Origin of the sequence: Carnobacterium sp. (genome assembly GCF_045617425.1) — a bacterium.
Classification (GTDB): Bacteria; Bacillota; Bacilli; order Lactobacillales; family Carnobacteriaceae; genus Carnobacterium_B.
In genome coordinates this window covers 50,826-70,341 of sequence record NZ_JAZLIO010000006.1, presented here as the reverse complement: position 1 = coordinate 70,341, position 19,516 = coordinate 50,826, and the positions used below count along the sequence as shown (strand labels likewise).

General features: G+C 35.0%; 17 protein-coding genes. All 17 read right to left on the bottom strand.

Annotated features, from left to right (window positions below):
• Window positions 1-26: 26 nt before the first annotated feature.
• Window positions 27-1,622 (bottom strand): daptomycin-sensing surface protein LiaX, encoded by a 1,596-nt coding sequence (gene liaX, locus ACKI3H_RS02520; RefSeq protein WP_407370716.1) that lies wholly within the window; start codon window positions 1,620-1,622, stop codon window positions 27-29.
• Window positions 1,623-1,897: 275 nt separating this feature from the next.
• A complete protein-coding gene (gene uvrA / locus ACKI3H_RS02515) occupies window positions 1,898-4,759 on the bottom strand; it encodes an excinuclease ABC subunit UvrA (protein WP_407370715.1) in 2,862 nt (953 codons plus the stop codon).
• Window positions 4,760-4,916: 157 nt separating this feature from the next.
• Window positions 4,917-5,561 (bottom strand): HD domain-containing protein, encoded by a 645-nt coding sequence (locus ACKI3H_RS02510; RefSeq protein WP_407370714.1) that lies wholly within the window; start codon window positions 5,559-5,561, stop codon window positions 4,917-4,919.
• 140 nt (window positions 5,562-5,701) lie between these two features.
• Window positions 5,702-6,382 (bottom strand): phosphate signaling complex protein PhoU, encoded by a 681-nt coding sequence (gene phoU, locus ACKI3H_RS02505; RefSeq protein ID WP_407370713.1) that lies wholly within the window; start codon window positions 6,380-6,382, stop codon window positions 5,702-5,704.
• Between the two features lie 41 nt (window positions 6,383-6,423).
• The gene (gene pstB, locus ACKI3H_RS02500; protein WP_407370712.1) at window positions 6,424-7,188 is read right to left on the bottom strand and encodes a phosphate ABC transporter ATP-binding protein PstB; all 765 of its coding nucleotides are present in this window, start codon (window positions 7,186-7,188) and stop codon (window positions 6,424-6,426) included.
• Window positions 7,189-7,199: 11 nt separating this feature from the next.
• The gene (gene pstB, locus ACKI3H_RS02495) at window positions 7,200-8,006 is read right to left on the bottom strand and encodes a phosphate ABC transporter ATP-binding protein PstB (RefSeq protein WP_407370711.1); all 807 of its coding nucleotides are present in this window, start codon (window positions 8,004-8,006) and stop codon (window positions 7,200-7,202) included.
• A 55-nt stretch (window positions 8,007-8,061) separates the two neighbouring features.
• Window positions 8,062-8,946 carry a phosphate ABC transporter permease PstA gene (gene pstA / locus ACKI3H_RS02490; protein WP_407370710.1) on the bottom strand — a complete coding sequence of 295 codons (885 nt, stop codon included), beginning with the start codon at window positions 8,944-8,946 and terminating at the stop codon, window positions 8,062-8,064.
• The gene (pstC, locus tag ACKI3H_RS02485; RefSeq protein WP_407370709.1) at window positions 8,946-9,866 is read right to left on the bottom strand and encodes a phosphate ABC transporter permease subunit PstC; all 921 of its coding nucleotides are present in this window, start codon (window positions 9,864-9,866) and stop codon (window positions 8,946-8,948) included. Before pstC (ACKI3H_RS02485) ends, pstA (ACKI3H_RS02490) begins: the two co-directional genes overlap by 1 nt.
• 114 nt (window positions 9,867-9,980) lie before the next feature.
• On the bottom strand, window positions 9,981-10,844 hold the full coding sequence (locus ACKI3H_RS02480) for a phosphate ABC transporter substrate-binding protein PstS family protein (RefSeq protein ID WP_407370708.1): 864 nt from the start codon (window positions 10,842-10,844) through the stop codon (window positions 9,981-9,983).
• Between the two features lie 300 nt (window positions 10,845-11,144).
• Entirely contained in the window at window positions 11,145-11,810 is a 666-nt protein-coding gene (gene phoU, locus ACKI3H_RS02475; RefSeq protein WP_407370707.1) for a phosphate signaling complex protein PhoU, read from the bottom strand.
• A gap of 30 nt (window positions 11,811-11,840) precedes the next feature.
• On the bottom strand, window positions 11,841-12,593 hold the full coding sequence (gene pstB / locus ACKI3H_RS02470) for a phosphate ABC transporter ATP-binding protein PstB (protein WP_407370706.1): 753 nt from the start codon (window positions 12,591-12,593) through the stop codon (window positions 11,841-11,843).
• On the bottom strand, window positions 12,593-13,408 hold the full coding sequence (gene pstA / locus ACKI3H_RS02465) for a phosphate ABC transporter permease PstA (RefSeq protein ID WP_407370705.1): 816 nt from the start codon (window positions 13,406-13,408) through the stop codon (window positions 12,593-12,595). Before pstA (ACKI3H_RS02465) ends, pstB (ACKI3H_RS02470) begins: the two co-directional genes overlap by 1 nt.
• 2 nt (window positions 13,409-13,410) lie before the next feature.
• Entirely contained in the window at window positions 13,411-14,271 is an 861-nt protein-coding gene (pstC, locus tag ACKI3H_RS02460; protein WP_407370704.1) for a phosphate ABC transporter permease subunit PstC, read from the bottom strand.
• Between the two features lie 239 nt (window positions 14,272-14,510).
• Window positions 14,511-15,413 (bottom strand): substrate-binding domain-containing protein, encoded by a 903-nt coding sequence (locus tag ACKI3H_RS02455; RefSeq protein ID WP_407370703.1) that lies wholly within the window; start codon window positions 15,411-15,413, stop codon window positions 14,511-14,513.
• A 295-nt stretch (window positions 15,414-15,708) separates the two neighbouring features.
• On the bottom strand, window positions 15,709-17,484 hold the full coding sequence (gene pnpS / locus ACKI3H_RS02450) for a two-component system histidine kinase PnpS (protein ID WP_407370702.1): 1,776 nt from the start codon (window positions 17,482-17,484) through the stop codon (window positions 15,709-15,711).
• Window positions 17,481-18,209, bottom strand: a complete 729-nt coding sequence (locus tag ACKI3H_RS02445) for a response regulator transcription factor (protein ID WP_407370701.1) — start codon at window positions 18,207-18,209, stop codon at window positions 17,481-17,483. Before ACKI3H_RS02445 ends, pnpS begins: the two co-directional genes overlap by 4 nt.
• A 48-nt stretch (window positions 18,210-18,257) precedes the next feature.
• On the bottom strand, window positions 18,258-19,436 hold the full coding sequence (locus tag ACKI3H_RS02440) for a PDZ domain-containing protein (protein ID WP_407370700.1): 1,179 nt from the start codon (window positions 19,434-19,436) through the stop codon (window positions 18,258-18,260).
• Window positions 19,437-19,516: the final 80 nt, after the last annotated feature.

Below are 19,516 nucleotides of genomic sequence, written 5' to 3'. Positions count from 1 at the left end.
TCACCTCTCTGATTTTCAACACTGTTTCAAACTAGTTCATCTGCCTCTTTTAATAAAATATTACCTGTTGTTGTTTCTAATTTCAACACTAATAGTTGCGTATCCGCTATTCTTCTAAATTCTAGAAGTTGACTTGTTCGGTCTTTTCTTTCTTTAAGTGTTTCAAGATTTGCAACTCTATTTTGAATCGTTCCTAAATTACTTTTTGCTTCTCCTTCTATACTATACTGTTTAGGAAAAGATACTTTTACACTTCCGTTGACAGAAGAAGCTGCCATACGTGTTAAATCTTCACCTTCTAATGTAACTTTTACAGTACCATTGACCGTTGAAAGATTTCCACTCTTAATTTTACCATGTGCAACGATTCCGCCATTAACACTTTTTACCATCAAATCTCTTACTGTGCTATCTAATACTGTAACGGTACCATTAACGCCATCAGTTTCCAACATGGTAGCTGTTAGATTTTGGAAAAATACATTCCCATTCGTGCATTTAACATAGAAATCTTTTCCTTCGAAATCTTCAAATTTTACATTTCCATTCAAAAGATTGATTGCGGTATGATCGTATACTCTTTCAGGAAGGTAAAATACTAAGTCACAACGTATCCGTTTGTTTGGAACGTGGAATACCATTTTTTCATCGGTCACTTCCACAGTGCTGCGTTTTTCAAAAGCTTCTAAAGGTGTTGCAGTGTCTAATTTACCATAAATTTTAACATCAGCTTCAACTTTGATATCTTGGCTATCCCAGTTTTTAAATAGTACATTTCCGTTTGCAACTTTTACATCTAAAATAGATGCTGTACTTTCAGGATAATTAAACTCATGTGTGAATTTAGTTGAAGCTAAACCTGGTACACGAACATTAACATCTTTCCAGTCCATATTTTCCATCACTGTAGAGAACGTTTCTTTCATGAACTTACCAAATTGATTTCCAGTATCCACTACTTTTCCTGTTACTTGATTCAATGTCTCATTGGCTGTTTCTTTCCAATCTTCTGGTATCTCAAATTTTTCTGAAATTTGTTTCTTTTGAGTACCCCATTGTTTTCTTTTTACCGTTCTCAATTGATTTTCTAATTCAGTTTTTTCTTCTTCTAAGTCTTTCAATTGAACGTCTAACTCATTGATTTCATTTTTCATTTGATTCATTTCAGGTGCTTTTTCAGGATGTAATTCATCTAAGTCTTCTTTGGTTTCAAGTACCATTAATTTTTCTTGTACCATTCTAAGTTTGCTTCTAAGTGTCGCAATTTCAAGATTCTTTTCATCTAATTTTGCAGAATAAGAAGATGCTTCATTGGATAAACTTTCTAATATTTTTTCCAACTGATTGCGATCCTTTTGTTCTTCAGCAGAGAACGCTTCATCTTGAGCGTCTTCTTCTGATTTTAAAAACTCTGAATCAGTTTCTGTTTCTTCATTAAAAAATGGTGTTTCAGGTTTAGGTGGTATAGCAGTTTGTTCTTTTGACTCTTGCGTATGAGCTTGTTCTTTTTTAATCGCTTCTTTACCTTCTTTTTTTGCTGCATTTTCTAGTAAAACTAAGGCTTCTTCAGTAGAGATGATCCCTTGTTTAACTAGTTCGAGTATTCTTTCTCTTTGTTTCATGGTCATTTCCTCCTCAAAATTTTCAATTCCTTTGATAGTGTTTGCCTTATAATGTTAAAAGTTAGTTGTATACTGTCTTTGTTATTATCATTATTATGCGTCATCTAGGGAAATTTGTCATAGGACTTAAGTACGATTTTATTATCGTTACATAGTCTGAACAGGAGGTTAGTTTTCACGTTAAGTTTAACATGAAACAACTAAATTTAAAAAAGAAATACTTTAAAAAAGACGAATACAACTGACTGATCACAGCTTTATTCGTCCTTTTTGTACTATTCAATTGACTGTTCAATCACTTTTTCGCGCTTCTTATCTCTTTTCAAGATTTCATTCAAGTATTGTCCAGTAAAACTTTTCTTGACCTTAGCGACTTCCTCTGGAGTTCCAGTAGCGATGATCGTACCTCCACCTGCTCCACCTTCTGGTCCTAAATCAATCACATAGTCCGCTGTTTTAATCACATCCAAATTATGTTCAATAACTAAAACTGTGTTGCCTGCTTCAACTAATCGATTTAGCACAACTAGTAGTCGCGCAATATCATCCGTATGCAATCCTGTCGTAGGTTCATCTAGGATATAGAAGTTATCTCCGTTTGAACTTTTGCGTAATTCACTAGCCAACTTCATTCGTTGTGCTTCCCCACCTGATAATGTGGTAGCCGGTTGTCCTAGTGTTACATATCCCAATCCAACATCGATGATTGTTTGCAACTTTTTACGAATTTTAGGAACATTTTCAAAAAAGACAACTGCTTCTTCTATTGTCATGTTCAGCACATCAGAGATATTTTTCCCTTTGTATCTGACCTCTAAGGTTTCTGAATTGTAACGTGTGCCATGACAGATTTCACATGGTACATACACATCAGGAAGGAAATGCATTTCAATTTTTAAAATTCCATCTCCTCTACATGCTTCACACCGTCCGCCTTTCACATTAAAACTAAAACGCCCTTTTTTGTACCCTCTAATTTTAGCTTCATTTGTTTGAGCAAATAAATCGCGGATATCATCAAATACACTTGTATACGTTGCTGGATTGCTTCGAGGTGTCCGTCCTATTGGACTTTGATCAATATCAATAACTTTTTCTAATCCTTTATGACCTTCTAATGATTTGTATTTTCCAGGTTTTTGTTTTGAACGATTTAAATCCCGAGATAAGGTCTTTTTCAAAATAGAATTAACTAAAGAACTCTTACCAGATCCAGAAACACCCGTAACAGCTACAAAACGGCCTAGCGGAAAATCAACATTTACATTTTTCAAGTTGTTCTCAGCTGCCCCTTTAACGCGAATAGCACCTTTATCTTCTGTTCTACGCTCTTTAGGAACAGGTATAAATTTTTTCCCTGATAAATAAGCGCCGGTTAAGGAATTCTTACTATTAGCAACTTCTTCTGGTGTTCCGATGGCCATGATTTCTCCACCCTTTTCACCTGCACCAGGACCTATATCAATCAAATAATCGGCAGCTCTCATGGTGTCTTCATCATGTTCTACGACGATTAATGTATTGCCTAAATCACGCATTTTTTGCAATGATTCAATAAGTCGATTGTTATCTCTTTGATGCAGCCCTATTGAAGGCTCGTCTAGTATATATAAAACACCCGACAAATTAGATCCAATCTGAGTTGCCAAACGAATACGCTGTGCTTCTCCCCCAGATAAAGTACCGGCAGTACGACTTAGGGTTAAATAATTCAACCCAACATTCTTCAAAAAACTCAATCGATCATTTACTTCTTTCAATATAGGCTTTGCAATCATGTCATCATTTTCAGATAGAGACAATTCATCGAAAAATTGCATTGATTTTTCAATCGGATATTCACATACTTCCCCAATGTCTTTTCCATCTATTTTTACTGATAATGCTTCTGGGTTTAATCGTTTTCCACCACACGTTTGGCAAGCCAATTCCGTCATATACAACCTCATTTGGTCTCTTGTAAAATCGCTGCTTGTTTCACGATACCGTCTTTGAATATTCGTCAATACACCCTCAAATGGGATGTCGACATCACGTACACCACCAAAGTCATTTTTATAATGAAAATGGAATAATTCTCCCTTTGAACCTTTCAAAACAAATTCTTGCTCTTCTTCAGGCAATTCTTCAAATGGGATGGTCATATCAATTTTAAAATGTTTACAAGCTTGTTCCAACATTTGTGGATAGTAATTTGAACTAATTGGATTCCATGGCAAAATAGCTCCGTCTTTCAACGATAAGCTTTTATCTGGAACTACTAAATCAACGTCTACTTCTAACTTAATGCCCAATCCGTCACAATCGGGACAAGAACCAAATGGCGCATTAAATGAAAATAATCGAGGTTCTAATTCACCAACAGTAAATCCACAGTAAGGACATGCATAATGCTCACTAAATAATACTTCTTCTTGACCCATGATATCTGCAATCGCATAGCCTTCTGCTAAGCGCAAAGCTGCTTCGAAGGAATCAAATAAACGCGAACGGATGCCTTCTTTGACTACAATTCGATCAATAACAATTTCAATATCATGCTTTTTATTTTTTTCCAACTCAATATCATCAGTAATATCATACATTTCTTTATTTACTCGTACACGAACGTATCCTTCAGATTTAACTTTATCAAAAACTTTCTTGTGCTGACCTCTTTTTCCAACAACAATAGGAGCTAATAATTGGATTCTTGTTCCCTCAGGATATTCTAGTACACGGTCCACCATTTGCTCAACAGACTGACTAGAAATCTCCGTACCGTCATTTGGACAAATAGGATGACCAATACGAGCATATAATAATCTTAAATAGTCATTGATCTCCGTTACCGTTCCTACCGTAGACCGTGGATTTTTACTAGTTGTTTTTTGATCGATTGAGATAGCCGGACTTAAACCATCTATACTATCCACATCTGGTTTATCCATTTGACCAAGAAATTGACGAGCATAAGCTGAAAGACTTTCAACATAACGCCTTTGACCTTCAGCATATAAAGTATCGAAAGCTAAAGAACTCTTACCAGACCCTGATAATCCGGTAACAACTACTAGTTTGTCTCTTGGTATCGTTACATCAATGTTTTTCAGATTATGTGAACGCGCGCCTTTGACGGTAATTTTATCATGTGCCATTTGCTTACTTCCTTTTTAGTTATTTTTAATGCTTCAAATTTAGTTTATAAGAATAGTTTAACGAAAACACAAAAGATAGGATAGCTACATGCATCCTACCCTTTTATCTTACTAGTTTATCATATTATATTATTTTTAGCGAACGTTTGTTCATCTGTTAGTCACTTAATGAATCATTAACAATTCGTTGCGTTATTTTTTGTAATTGATCTTGATTTGTAAAGTTCCCACTTAACAAGTCAGGAAGGATTTCTTTCAAAAAATAATGTGTACTCGTCAAATGTCTAAATTCTAAGATTGTTTTTAAAGATTCTTCATAAATTTCAGTAAACACGCGTTCCGGATTTCCTTTTTGAATTTCTCCAAAAGATTCATAAAGCAAATCAATTTTGTCTGAAACAGATAAAATTTGCCCTTCTAAAGTTTCATCTTTCCCTTCTTTTAGTCGTTCAAAATAAGCAGGTTGGAATTCTTTTGGAATTTCTTTTTTTACGAAGTTTTCCGTCATTGAATCTTCAACATCTGCTAACATTCCTCGTAATTCAGGTGTCGCATATTTAACAGGCGTTTTAATATCTCCTATGAAGAGTTCTGTATAGTCATGGTTGAGCGCCTTTTCATATAGTGCTCTCCAGTTGATTTCATTTCCTGCTTGCTCTTCTACAGTTCCTAGAAACTGTGCAATTTGAGTAACTTTAAACGAATGCGCTGCAACAGAATGGTCTTCATATTTAAACTTCCCTGGACAACGAAAGATGTTTTCTAAATCACTTAAGCTTTTAATATACTGATGCATCCCCATTTTAACTCATCCTCCATTTGTTAAATTTTTATTATCCTAACATAGAATACTTAAGAAAGCAAAAGACCTTGACAACTATACCTCTTATCCTAAACTAGCTAAAAAAACGACTGGAATAATTTTCCAGTCGTTTTTGTTGATTAATTTATAGGACTATTTTTATTGTGAGTGTTTAATTCAACAACTTTACCAGAATTCAAGTATACGATCCATTCAGAAATATTTGTTACATAATCCCCAATTCGTTCTAGGTATCCAGCTACAAGCATATAATCTGATCCACCCAACACAATTTCTGGATCAGCTTTCATGTGTTCTATACAATCATGGTGGATTTTTTTTGCATCTTTATCTACTGCTCGATCACTTAAAGCTATTTGTTTAGCCTTTTCTGTATCAAAATTAACATATGCATCTAAAACGCCTTGAACCATAACTTTTACTTTTTCAGACATTTCAGCAATTTCTGCTTCCACTTCATAGATTCGTTTGTTTCCTTTTACTCGAATAGTCGATTTTGCAATACTAACTGCGTGATCGCCCATTCTTTCAAGATCAGCACAAGCTTTCATAACCGTTACAATCTTTCTTAAATCTGTTGTGACCGGTTGTTGTAACGCAATCATTTCAAAACATTGTTTCTCTAGCTCAACTTCGTGTCTGTTAATTTCCAAGTCTCCATCAATTACTTCTTGAGCGAGATTTTTATCATGATTTACAAAGGCTTTTACTGATTTATAGATTGCTTCGTTAACCATTTTTCCCATTTCAAAAAAATGAACGTGTAAATCATTTAATTCCTCTTCAAATACTCGTCTCACTTTCCATCACTCCTATACCATTTTCTTAATTATGCAACGAATTACCCAAAACGTCCAGAAATATAGTCTTCTGTTTCTTTTTGTTTAGGTCTTGTAAAAATTTGTCTTGTTTCCCCATGTTCAATCAAGTGTCCATTTAAGAAAAATGCTGTATTATCAGATATTCTTGATGCTTGTTGCATATTATGAGTAACGATTATCATGGTATAATCTTTTTTTAATTCTAATAACATATTTTCAATTTTTGCGCTTGAAATAGGATCTAGAGCACTTGTAGGCTCATCCAGTAGAATAACAGACGGTTCAATTGCTAATACTCGTGCAATACAGACTCTTTGTTGTTGTCCACCTGAAAGCGAAAGAGCACTTTTATGCAATTTATCTTTCACATCTTCCCAAACAGCTGCTTTTTTTAAACTTTCTTCCACGATAGCATCTATCTTAGCTTTGTCTTTCATTCCTGCAATTTTCAAACCATAGGCAACATTTTCATAGATTGAAAAGGGAAAAGGATTCGGTTGTTGAAATACCATACCAACTTTTTTCCTTAATTCAACAGTATCCATTTTAGGACTGTAGATTTCTTTGTTTTCAAATTTTACGTTACCTGTAATCGTCACATTCGGAATCAAATCATTCATCCGATTTAAAGTTCTTAAAAAAGTAGATTTTCCACAACCACTTGGCCCAATCAATGCAGTAATTTCGTTAGGCTTAAAGTCTAACGAAACACCTTTTAGTGCTTCGTTATTTCCATAGTATAAATGAACATCTTTAGATTCAATAATAAATTTTTCATTACTCACTCTTTTTCCTCCTACCCAAAATGACCAGATACATAATCTTCTGTTGCTTGAATTTTTGGACGAGTAAAAACTTTTCTCGTTTCATCGTACTCGATCACGTTTCCTACATAAAAGAAAGCTGTGTAGTCACTAATTCTTGAAGCTTGTTGCATATTGTGAGTAACAATAATAATTGAATAATCTTCTTTCAATTGCAGTAGTGTTTCTTCTACTTGACTAGTAGAAATTGGATCCAAAGCACTTGCTGGTTCATCTAAAAGTAAAATATCCGGTTTAAGGGCAATTGCTCTTGCGATACATAACCGTTGTTGTTGTCCTCCAGATAAGGCCAATGCACTTTTATTTAATTGATCTTTCACTTGATCCCATAAAGCAGCTTGTTTTAAACTAGTTTCCACTGCTTCATCTAACGTATTTTTATCTTTGACTCCATGTCGTCTTAAAGCAAAGGCAATATTGTCGTAAATTGATTTACTAAATGGATTAGGACGCTGAAATACCATTCCAATATTTTTACGCATTTCATATACATCGATATTTGAAGCATTCACATCAATACCTTCGTACATAATTTTTCCAGTTACTCTAGCCGATTCAATTTCATCATTCATCCGGTTTAACGAACGCAAGTAAGTTGATTTCCCACATCCACTTGGCCCAATAAGAGAGGTGATTTTATTTTCTTCAAATTCTAACGAAACACCTTTGATGGCTTCATTATCTCCATACCATACATGTAAATCTTCGGTCGACAAATCGATTTTCGTACCGGGGGCCATTTTTAAAACATTTGTTTCTAAGTTAGCTTGATTGGGCATTCCTTAAATCCTCCTTATCTAACTGAAGCATTACTTCTACAATTCATTTCTTTTACTAAGCAGAAGTAGCTTTCTTTTGCAGTTTTCTTCCTAGGTAACGAGCAACTAAATTAAATAATAATACTGCAATAATCAAAACAGCTGAAGCTCCTGCAGACACTTGTGCTCCGTCAGGCATAACACCTTCACTGTTGATTTTCCATATATGAACAGCCAATGTTTCAGCTGGTCTCATTATATTCAATGGACTTGTAATCGATTGTGGATTCCAGTTGGCAAAATCTAGCGCCGGTGCGCTTTGCCCAGCTGTGTAAATCAATGCTGCTGCTTCACCAAAAATACGTCCAGCTGCTAAAATCATACCTGTTAGAATACCAGGCAATGCTGCAGGTAAAATAATGCGAGTAACGGTTTCCCAACGAGACAAACCTAAAGCTAATCCAGCTTCTCTTTGAACACCGGGTATGGCTTGCAGTGAGTCTTCTATTGTACGTGTTAACAATGGCAAGTTAAAAATCGTTAATGCAAGAGCACCAGAAAGAATTGAGAAGCCAAAATCAAATTGAATAACAAAGATCAAAAAGCCAAAAAGCCCAACGACGATAGAAGGCAATGAACTTAGCACTTCTATCGCTGTTCTGATGATATCTGTCAACCAATTTTGTTTTGCATATTCTGACAAATAAATAGCAGCACCTAAAGCTAAAGGTGCACTAATCACCATCGTTAAAAGCAACAAGTAAAACGAGTTGAATAATTGAATTCCTATCCCGCCTCCCACTTGAAACGATCTCGCAGGCTGAGTTAAAAATTCCCATGAAATTTGTGGCACACCTCGCCATAAAATAAAGGCTAGCAGACTGAATAAAATAAGAACGATGAACATAGATAAAGCATATAAGACACCGACTGCGAATTTATCCCATTTTTTTGCATTCATTATTTTATAGCCCCTTTCTTACCGATCCAACGCGTTAAGATATTAAAGAATAGTGCCATAACCATTAGGATTAAGGCTAGTGACCAAAGAACATTATTTTCTAGTGTTCCCATCACTGTATTCCCCATACTCATAGTCAATATACTTGTTAAGGTCGAAGCCGGAGTCACTAAACTTGTCGGCATCAATGCAGCATTACCGATAACCATTTGAACAGCAAGAGCTTCTCCAAAGGCACGAGCCATTCCAAAAACTACAGCTGTCAACAATCCTGGCATTGCGCTTCTTAGAACAACTTTATAAATGGTTTGCCATCTTGTTGCACCCATAGCAAGAGAAGCTTCACGGTAATGTCTTGGTACAGAGTTTAAAGCATCCACTGCCATACTTGTCACAGTCGGTAAAATCATAACAAATAACACAAAAGTAGCAGATAAAATACCAAAACCCGTTCCTCCAAAAATAGAACGAACAAAAGGAACAACGACGGTCAGCCCAATAAATCCGTAAACTACAGATGGGATACCTACTAATAATTCAACGACCGGCTGTAAAACTCTTTTCCCAGTAGATGGCGAAATTTCAGTCATGAAAATTGCCGCACCGATTGCAAAAGGTGTCGCTAGTGCTGCCGATAGCAGGGTCACTAAAAATGATCCTGTAATCATTGGAAGTGCCCCTACAAGAGGCAATCCGTCTTCACTAACATTTCCTGGATTCCAGATTGAACCAGTTAAAAAGCCCCAAAAAGAAACTCCATCAGTAAAGAAAGTAGAAAGACCTTTGCTCGTAACGAAATACAAGATCGACACAACTACAAGTACGATAATAGCGATACAAATAAAACTAACGGTTTTTCCTAATTTTTCCAGTCTACCTTTTTTTGAGTTTCCAAGTAATCTTGCTTGAATCTCTTCCAAAAGAAGCCCTCCTCTTATCTCAAATACAACAAGCTGAAAGTCGGTTTTTCATATTGAAAGATCGTCTTCAGCTTCATGCTATCTTTTTATCTCATATTCATTTTATTTAGCAATTTATTCTATAGGTACAGTATTTCCTTCTACATCTCGTTCAACTTCCATTTCACTAGTTGGAATATAGCCTAAAGCACCAATCAATGAAGCTTGAATTTCATCCGATAAAATGTAATCCAGAAACTCTTTTGTTAAACCAGTTGGTTCTCCATTTGTATACATGTGTTCATAAGACCAAATCGGCCAATCATTTGTTTTTACATTTTCATCTGTTGGCTCTACTCCATCTATTGATAAAGCGACCACATCGTCGTTTACATATGAGAAAGCTACATAACTGATGGTTCCAGGTGTACTAGCAACAATTTGACGTACTGTCCCACTTGATTCCTGCTCTTGTGTAATAATGCTGTTTTGTCCTTCTTCTAGGACCCATTGTTCAAATGTAGCACGTGTTCCACTACCAGCTGCACGATTCAAAACCGTTATTGGCAAATCTTTCCCACCTAATTCTGACCAGTTCGTAATTTTCCCTGTAAAGATGTCTTGCAGTTCTTGTATACTAATATCAGTAACTCCAGTACCGGGTGTCACAATTGGTGTGATTCCGACAACAGCCACACGATGATCAACTAATTTAGAAGCATCGATGCCATCTTTTTCTTCAGCAAAAATGTCTGAATTCCCAATATCTACTGCATCTGCAGCAATTTGGCTTAATCCAGTTCCACTACCTCCGCCTTGTACGTTAATAAATTTCCCAACATTTTCAGAACTGAATTGTTCACCAGCAGCTTCTACAAGTGGTTGTAAAGCAGATGACCCAACTGCAGTAATCGATTCTTCTTCTACTACAGGTCCACATGCTGTTAGAATAAACCCAAATACAATAAGCAACAGAAATCGACTATTTTTTAATTTCATCTTATACCTCCTAGGCATTTACCTAAATTACATACTTCTTAATAATAGCGTACTTTTGTAAAAATTAAATAGCGTAATTGTAAATATTGTGTAAAGGCACATTATGCCTTATTATCATTCTAACTTTTTTAAATTAAAAGAGCAAAGAAAAAAAGCGGTAGATAGAGTTTTATCTCTGGTCTACTGCTTTTTTTCTTTGTTTCTCTGATCTACTGTTACAAAATCAAATGAGAGATTTTTTATCTCTCTCCAATTTAAATTTACTTAATAGTGATAAAAACCAGCTTAAACTATTTCTTTTTATCGTTTACTTGTATTCAACTCTACAACTTTACCTGTTTTTAAATAAACAATCCATTCACATATATTGGTAACATAATCACCGATGCGCTTTAGATATCTTGCAGCTAACATGTAATCTGTTGCTCCTAAAATCAATTCAGGATCTGCTTTCATTTCATCAATACATTGTTGATAAATACCATAAAAATCCTGATCAATGTCGTTAATAACGGTTGCTAAATCCTTTGCTTTGTTAGCATCTTCCTTAATATAAGCTTCTAATACACCTTCAACCATCACTTTTACTTTCTCTGAAAGTTCTGCTATATTGGCTTCGATTTTTGGAACACGTTTTGTACCTTTAACTCGAATAGCGGCTTTTGCGACACTGACTGCGTGATCTCCCATTCTTTCTAGATCAGCACTAGCTTTCATAACCGTTACTATTTTACGCAGATCACTTGTAACAGGTTGTTGCAATGCAATTAACTCAAAACATTTTTTTTCTAATTCCGTTTCACGTGCATTGATTATGACATCATTATCGATTACTTGCTGGGCAAGTTCTTTGTCGTGGTTAGTAAATGCCTTTACTGACTTGTAAACAGCTTCATTAACCATCATACCCATCTCCGAAAAATGAACATGTAAATTTGCCAGATCTTCTTCATACACTCTTCTCAAATCATTTCCCTCCAATCCTTATTAAAATGGTTAACCAAAACGTCCTGAGATATAATCTTCTGTTTGCTTTTGTTGAGGATTTGTAAATATTTTTCTTGTTTCACCCGTTTCGACGATTTTTCCATTTAGAAAAAAGGCGGTTCTATCTGATACACGAGAAGCCTGCTGCATGTTATGTGTAACCATTACAATAGTATAATTCTCTTTCAAAACTGTAACCAATTCTTCTATTTTAGCCGTTGAAATGGGATCTAATGCACTTGTAGGTTCATCCATCAGTAAGATTTCAGGCTCAACAGCTAACGCACGTGCAATACAAATTCTTTGTTGCTGTCCACCTGATAAAGACAACGCATTTTTTTTTAAATCATTTTTTACTTCTTCCCAAATGGCTGCTCCTCGAAGACTTTTTTCAACTAAAGCATCTAGTGCTTTTTTATCTTTGATTCCATGGGTTCTTGGTCCGTAAGCAATATTATCGTAAATACTCATTGGAAATGGATTCGGTTGTTGAAAAACCATACCCACTTTTTTACGCAACTCATTGACATCAAAGTCCTTTTTATAAATGTTTTCTTCATCTAATAAGATAGATCCTTCTATCTTACAACCCTCAATCAAATCATTCATTCGATTTAAACTCTTAATCAATGTTGATTTGCCACATCCGGACGGGCCAATAAAAGCTGTAATTTGATTTTTAGGAATCTCTAAATTTACATTGTGCAAAGCTTGAAACTCACCATAAAATAGATCCATATTTTTAATACTTAATTTACTCATTATTTTGTCCCCTTTGTCAGTCTATTACTCAAAAATGTTGACAAACCATTAATCATTAAAACAAATAAAATCAGAACAACTCCTGTTGCATAGGATTCATTTACATGCATTCCTTCACTTGATAGAACATACATATGCAAAGCTAATGTTCTTCCAGATGAAAATAAGCTGTCTGGTAAATTTGTTGAACTTCCGAGCGTATACAATAAAGCAGCTGTTTCGCCAACAACTCGTCCACTTGCAAGTATGACACCTGATAAGATTCCAGGCATAGAAACGGGTAATATCACTCTAAAAATCGTTCTTAATTTTCCTGCTCCTAAAGCAAAGCTCGCTTCTCGTAAAGAGTCATTTACTGATAACAATGCTTCTTCTGTCGAACGAATAATCAATGGTAAAACCATTATTACCGAAGTTAGCACACCTGCTAAAACAGAATATTGAAAGTTTAAGAAAGTAACAAAAAACAACATTCCGAAAAGACCATATACAATAGAAGGAACAGCTGCTAAAGTATCCGTTGCAATACGAATAACTTCAACGACTTTATTTCCTTTTTGAGCATATTCTACTAAATAGAACCCTGTAAACACACCCAGAGGAGTTGCAATCAATAGAGTCATACCCACTACAATAAGAGTTGTAATTAGAGACGGCATCAATGAAACGTTATCTGTTGTGTATTTCCACGCAAACATTTCCGGAGTAATATACGGTATTCCTTTGGCTAAAATGAACCCTACGATGTAAAACAGAGATCCGAATGTTATGGCTGCTGCTAAATAAATTAAACTTCTCATTAATTTGCTGGCCATGATTATCTAGCCCCCTTTTTCTTAATGATTAAGAAAGTACCATTAATGATTAAGATAAACACAAACAATACCACTGCCGTTGCAATGAGTGCTTCTCTGTGCGAACCACTTGCATAAGCCATTTCCAGTACAATGTTCGTTGTTAATGTACGAACGCCTAACGTTAAGCTTTCTGGCATAATAGGCTGATTTCCAGCGATTAAAACGACAGCCATGGTTTCTCCAATTGCACGTCCAATTCCTAAAATAACTGAGGAAATAATTCCAGATTTAGCAGCAGGTACAACTACTTTCATAACTGAGCGTTCGTGCGTCGCTCCTAAAGCCATACTCCCAGTATAATAACTTCCAGGAACAGCTCGTATGGATGATTCTGACAAGCCAATAATCGTTGGCAAGATCATGATTCCAAGTAAAATGATAGCTGTCAACATGTTCATACCTGTACCACCAACTAGTCTACGCATGATTGGTACGATAGCTTGTAATGCAAAGAACCCATAAACGATAGAAGGAATAGCTGCCATCAAGTTAACAGCCGGCTTTAGAATTTTGTATAACCAACCTGGACAAAACTTTGCCATAAAGATAGCCGTTAAAATTCCTATTGGTACCCCAACAATGATTGCGCCAGATGTTACAGCTAAAGATCCCATAATCATTGGCAATATTCCAAATGAGGCAGGGGTATTAGAAGGTGCCCATTTTTGACCAAATAAGAAATCAAAAACTCCATATTCAACCATGAATGGAACGCCGCCTGCAAAAATAAAGATACAGATTAAAATGATAGCTAAGACTGATGTCAATGCAGATACAAAAAAGACACCTTTCATAAATCCATCTAATTTTTTCGTCTTCATATTGTTCTCCTTTAACTTTAAACAGAATAAATCATCCATAAACACATTCTTTTTCAATTGCATTTATGGATAATTGTAAATTTTTTTACCTACTTTTATCCCCATATATGAAAAACCAGCCTATCTTGATGGATACAAGTTGATAGGCTGGATTCATTTGTCAATTTCCCAATTGACTGAAACTCACTTCATAAAAATAACCAGAATCTCTCTGGTTATTTTTATGTTTTACCTAGTTTTTATTTAACAATTTCATCCCAAGTTGTTACTTCACCTGTAAAGATTTGTTTTACTTGTTCCATTGTTAAATCTTCAACTGAATTTTCGTTGTTAACAATTACAGCGATACCATCAATAGCAAGTGGCTCAGCTGTTAATACGTCTAATTCTTCATCTTTTAATTCGCGAGAAGCCATTCCAATATCAGCCGATCCGTCCATTGCAGCAGTCATACCAGCAGAAGAACCATTTGACGTAACATCGATTGTAACTTCTGGGTTAAGAGCCGTATATTCTTCAACTAGAACTTCCATTACTGGTGTTACTGAAGTTGAACCAACAACACTGATATTTCCAGTCATGTCTTCAGCTGCTTCATATGCAGGAGCATCTGTAACGGCTTCAACGTATCCTTCATTTACAATAATTTCTTGTCCCTCAGCACTCATAATGTATGTCCAGAAATCTTGAGCAACTTCACTTAATTCTCCATTGTAAGCAATATTGAATGGACGAGAAATTGCATATGAACCATCTTGTACAGTTTCAGGAGTTGCTTCTACTCCTTCAATGTTCACACCTTTAATACTATCATCTAATGCTCCTAAAGAAATGTATCCGATTGATGTTGGGTCTCCAGCTACTGTTGTCATCACACCACTCGTACTATTTTGAATAGTCGCTCCAGAATATGTGTTATCTGTTTCAGTATCGCCATCTTCAACTAGTACACCTGTAATTTCAGTAAAAGCTCCGCGAGTACCAGAACCATCTTCACGTGAAATAACATTGATTGTTTGAGTTGTGTCAAATTCTTCCGTATTTTCTGATGAACCTGCAGAATTTGATTCTGCTCCACAAGCTGCTAATGTTAAGCCTAAGCCTAAAGTTAAAGTTAATTTTGATAGTTTTGTAATAGTCATTTTACCCATCCTTTTAGTATTAGTGTTGGACATCCATATCCCTCGTCCACATACATATCTTAACGAATGAATATTAATTTTACTCTCGCTTTATGTAATGTTTTTGTAGATTATTGTAAAGAGTATTAACTTTGTGTAAATATTGCTGTATTTTGCTATCGATATAGAGTCTTAAATTTTTATTAATGGTGCTTAATATTCGTACAACCATTTGTTAAACCAGTAAAAAAAGCCCTGAGATTTACTCAAGGCTTTTTTCTACAATTTAATTTAATGTTGCATCGCCTGTAACTAGCTACTTTGGTTGGATAGGCAGTTTTACAGTGAATGTTGTTCCTAACCCAAGTCTGCTTTCAACGGCAATCGATCCATTCAAATTTCCCACTAAATACTTCACGATAGATAATCCCAATCCCGTTCCGCCAGAATTACGACTACGGGCTTTATCCACTCGATAAAAACGTTCAAATATTCGATCTTGTTCATCTTCTGGTATTCCTATTCCATTATCTGAAACCAAGATAACAGCTTGATTCTTTTCTTTTCTTATAGTAACCGTTACTTCTCCGCCATCCTGAGTATAGACAACAGCATTATTAATAAGATTAGCTAATATTTGCTTTAATCGACTGCTGTCCACTGTAATAGACAAAGTATCTTCTTCAATTAAGTTCAATTTCATCTCTTTTTCATCTGCTGTTTGTTTTACGAGCTGAAAGGTAGATAATACTGCTTCGGTAAGATTGACTTCTTGCATGTTCATAGGCACTTGTTTTTGTTCCAGTTTCGACAACTCTAGAATATCATTCACTAAAAAATCTAAGCGACTGCTTTCAGCTAACATAATTTCTAAAAATTGTTTCAATACTTCTTTGTCTTCCATTGCTCCGTCCAACAAAGTTTCTGAGAAACCCTTAAGGGCTGTAACCGGAGTCTTTAATTCGTGTGAAGCATTAGTTACAAAATCTGTTCGGACTTTTTCAAGCCTTCTAATTTCTGTAATATCGTACAACAAAACAATTAAATTTTGCTCTCCTGGTTCTTTCCCATCAATAGGAACAATATTCGCATCAACAATTTTATCTTTGGGATAATAAAAATAGATTTCATCATTTTGTTTTTCATTTTGTTGATATGCTATTTCAATCAAGTGGCTTAATCCATAGCTTTTTGTTGCTTCAACATAAGAATTCCCAACAAGTTTGGTGATATCTTCCCCTAGAATAACACTCATAGCAGGATTCACCATTTTTATGGTTCGATGTTCATCTATCAACATTACACCAATAACCAAATGATTGATCAATTCATAAAGTCGTTTGTCATTTTGCTCGATTTCTTGTGTTTGTTCTTCTAAACTTGTTGCTAGTTCATTTATCGTTTGTCCTAAATCGGCTACCTCACCATACGCATTCCCACTATACCTGACTTCATACTGTTTATTGGAAAGACTTTTAGCAACAATCATAATATCATTAATGGGTTTTGCTATACGTTTTGTTATAATTAGTGTGATTAAGGTCGTTAAAATAAGGGCTAATAAGCTGAACAGCAACAGAGAGTTTTTTATTTGTTCACTAATTTGATTGATTTCAGCTACAGGTCTAGATAAACGTAAAACCCCTACTAATTCATTCTGTTCGCTCAGCAACGGTACTGCGACATAATACAACGTTTCTTTTGTACTTTCGCTATTCCTGGCTGAAACCCCTACCTTATCTCCAGCTAATACCGCTTTAAATTCCTCACGATTGCTATGATTTTCCAATGTTTCTTTATTTGTTGCTGAATCAAAAACGACAATACCAGAAAGATCAATGATTGTTAATCTTTCATCTGATTGCATCTCAAGAGCTGTTGCTTCATTTGTTGCAGCTTCCAAATTTGTTAAATCAGCAGCATTCATAGGAAGTAAATCTGCTATTGTTTTAGCTTGTTTGATCAACTCTTCTTCTTGACTGTTACTAGCATAATCTTGTAATAAATTAATCGAGAAAAGACCAATAGATAAACTGAAAATAGTGAATATCGCAATGAAAATAGCTAAAATTCGAAATTGAAGTTTCTTCATTTTTTTGGAGCCTCAAATTTATAGCCAAAACCCCTTACTGTTCGGATATAAGTTGGATTTTTTGTGTCTACTTCTATTTTTTCTCTTAAATGGCTAATGTGCACGTCGACAATTCGGGTTTCACCTGCATAATCAAAGTTCCATATTGCATCCAACAATTGTTCTCTGCTAAGAATACGATTGATTCGTTTGATCATATACATCAATAATTCAAATTCTTTAGGAGTAACATCTATTTTTTCTCCTCTTACAATCACTTCATACTGGCTAGGATCTATTTGGATGTCTCCTACTTTTATTAATTCATCCTGTTCTTCTGGATTAGTGGACTCTTTTAAAGCTTCTTCCACATTGCTTTTACTGCTCATTCGTCTCATAATAGCTTTCATTCTCGCAAGTACTTCACGTGGACTGAATGGTTTGGTCATATAATCATCCGCACCTAGTTCAAGACCGATAATCTTTTCAAGTTCATCATCTTTAGCTGTTAGCATCATTATTGGCGCTTCAATTTTTTCTTGTCGCAATTTTTTACAAATATCCATTCCACCCATTGACGGAAGCATTAAATCTAAAATGATAAAATCATACGGGTGAGCTACAGCCATTTCATATCCCTCTAAACCATCCAAAGCTGTATCGACTTGATACCCTTCTTTTTCCAGATTAAAAGCTAATAATGTTAAAATAGATTGTTCATCATCGACAATTAATACTTTTTTCATTTTATCCCGCCTATATTGATATTTTTAATTTTCCATTTTTGCCTTAACCTACTTTTCTAAGATCACTACGCCAATTTCATGAGGAGAATCTGCGTAAATAGCTGTTTCAGTTAAGCGCAGTTCACCATCTACTCCTTTAACTTTCAAATGACAATAAACACTGTTTTTTGATAATGCTTGGTAAAAGTCAGATTCAGTTTCAATAGGCACATTATTGCAATAAACAATTGTATCTCCAACTACTAAATTCATTTTTTCCGCAGGAGTATCTGGACGAATACCAATAATTTTTATACCATTTTCAGCTGGTCCAAAAAGGACACTCCAATTTTTTTCTCGTTTACGATGACGATATAATACAATCCCTCCACCAATAATCATGAATACAAATCCAAAAATTGGAGCATAAGGAACCCAAATGGAAACTATGGCAATTATCACTGCCACTCCTGTTATTACTACTAAATCATTAACTAACTTAGAAACAGCAGCTTTTGGTACTTGAGACTGGATTGTGAATTGAAAACCAATTAAAATCGGTAACCAAAAGAAAGAATACAATTCGTTTCCGATTGAAAAGACTGGCCACCAGCTAAATAATGCTTGAAAACCTTCACCTGGAACAACTAATAACAATGGCATTACCCAAAATGGTTTTATTGGATATTTCGCAATCCGTTTTCCACGTTTTGTTTTTAAAAAGCGTGCTGATAAATGAGTATCTGCTTTTCTTTTGATGGTAACAATAGAAGCCCCTAATAAAAGAATAAGAATAATAAAACTGTTCATAAGTAATGGTGGACCAATAAATTCGCTTTGACTTAAAGGCTGATACCAGTTATTTGGTATAAAAGAAACATCAGGACTGTCTAAAACTAATGGTAGTCCTAACAGAATTAATGAACTCATTGAAACTGTAAATATCGGATGAACAAATCGATAACCAACAACCAAACTTAGTATTGTTACAATTTGATACACAATAATCCAGTCCATTGTAACTGGAATACCGACAATGGTTAAAAGAATTGAACCAATCACTCCAAAAAGAAGCCCTAAAATTAAATAGTTTTTAATTTCGTACAATGTATTATAAACAGCTACACGATGATTACTTCTTTCATGCTTGATCCGACGGTGACTTGTCCAAATTGCAAAAACTAAACCCACTAAAAATGTAGGTTGGATAAAAAACAGCACTAGCGCAATAAAAAAATTTGCTGCCATTTGCATCTACTCCTTCTCTTCTTTTCTATTTTATCAAACTAAATGAATATAATCATGAATTTATCTATTTCTAAATATAG

Coding starts and splice junctions, on each gene's coding strand:
- liaX (WP_407370716.1), bottom strand. CDS start 1,622: ATGAAACAAAGAGAAAGAATACTCGAACTAGTTAAACAAGGGATCATC.
- uvrA (WP_407370715.1), bottom strand. CDS start 4,759: ATGGCACATGATAAAATTACCGTCAAAGGCGCGCGTTCACATAATCTG.
- ACKI3H_RS02510 (WP_407370714.1), bottom strand. CDS start 5,561: ATGGGGATGCATCAGTATATTAAAAGCTTAAGTGATTTAGAAAACATC.
- pstB (WP_407370711.1), bottom strand. CDS start 8,006: ATGCCCAATCAAGCTAACTTAGAAACAAATGTTTTAAAAATGGCCCCC.
- pstA (WP_407370710.1), bottom strand. CDS start 8,946: ATGAATGCAAAAAAATGGGATAAATTCGCAGTCGGTGTCTTATATGCT.
- ACKI3H_RS02480 (WP_407370708.1), bottom strand. CDS start 10,844: ATGAAATTAAAAAATAGTCGATTTCTGTTGCTTATTGTATTTGGGTTT.
- pstB (WP_407370706.1), bottom strand. CDS start 12,593: ATGAGTAAATTAAGTATTAAAAATATGGATCTATTTTATGGTGAGTTT.
- pstA (WP_407370705.1), bottom strand. CDS start 13,408: ATGGCCAGCAAATTAATGAGAAGTTTAATTTATTTAGCAGCAGCCATA.
- pstC (WP_407370704.1), bottom strand. CDS start 14,271: ATGAAGACGAAAAAATTAGATGGATTTATGAAAGGTGTCTTTTTTGTA.
- ACKI3H_RS02455 (WP_407370703.1), bottom strand. CDS start 15,413: ATGACTATTACAAAACTATCAAAATTAACTTTAACTTTAGGCTTAGGC.
- pnpS (WP_407370702.1), bottom strand. CDS start 17,484: ATGAAGAAACTTCAATTTCGAATTTTAGCTATTTTCATTGCGATATTC.
- ACKI3H_RS02445 (WP_407370701.1), bottom strand. CDS start 18,209: ATGAAAAAAGTATTAATTGTCGATGATGAACAATCTATTTTAACATTA.
- ACKI3H_RS02440 (WP_407370700.1), bottom strand. CDS start 19,436: ATGGCAGCAAATTTTTTTATTGCGCTAGTGCTGTTTTTTATCCAACCT.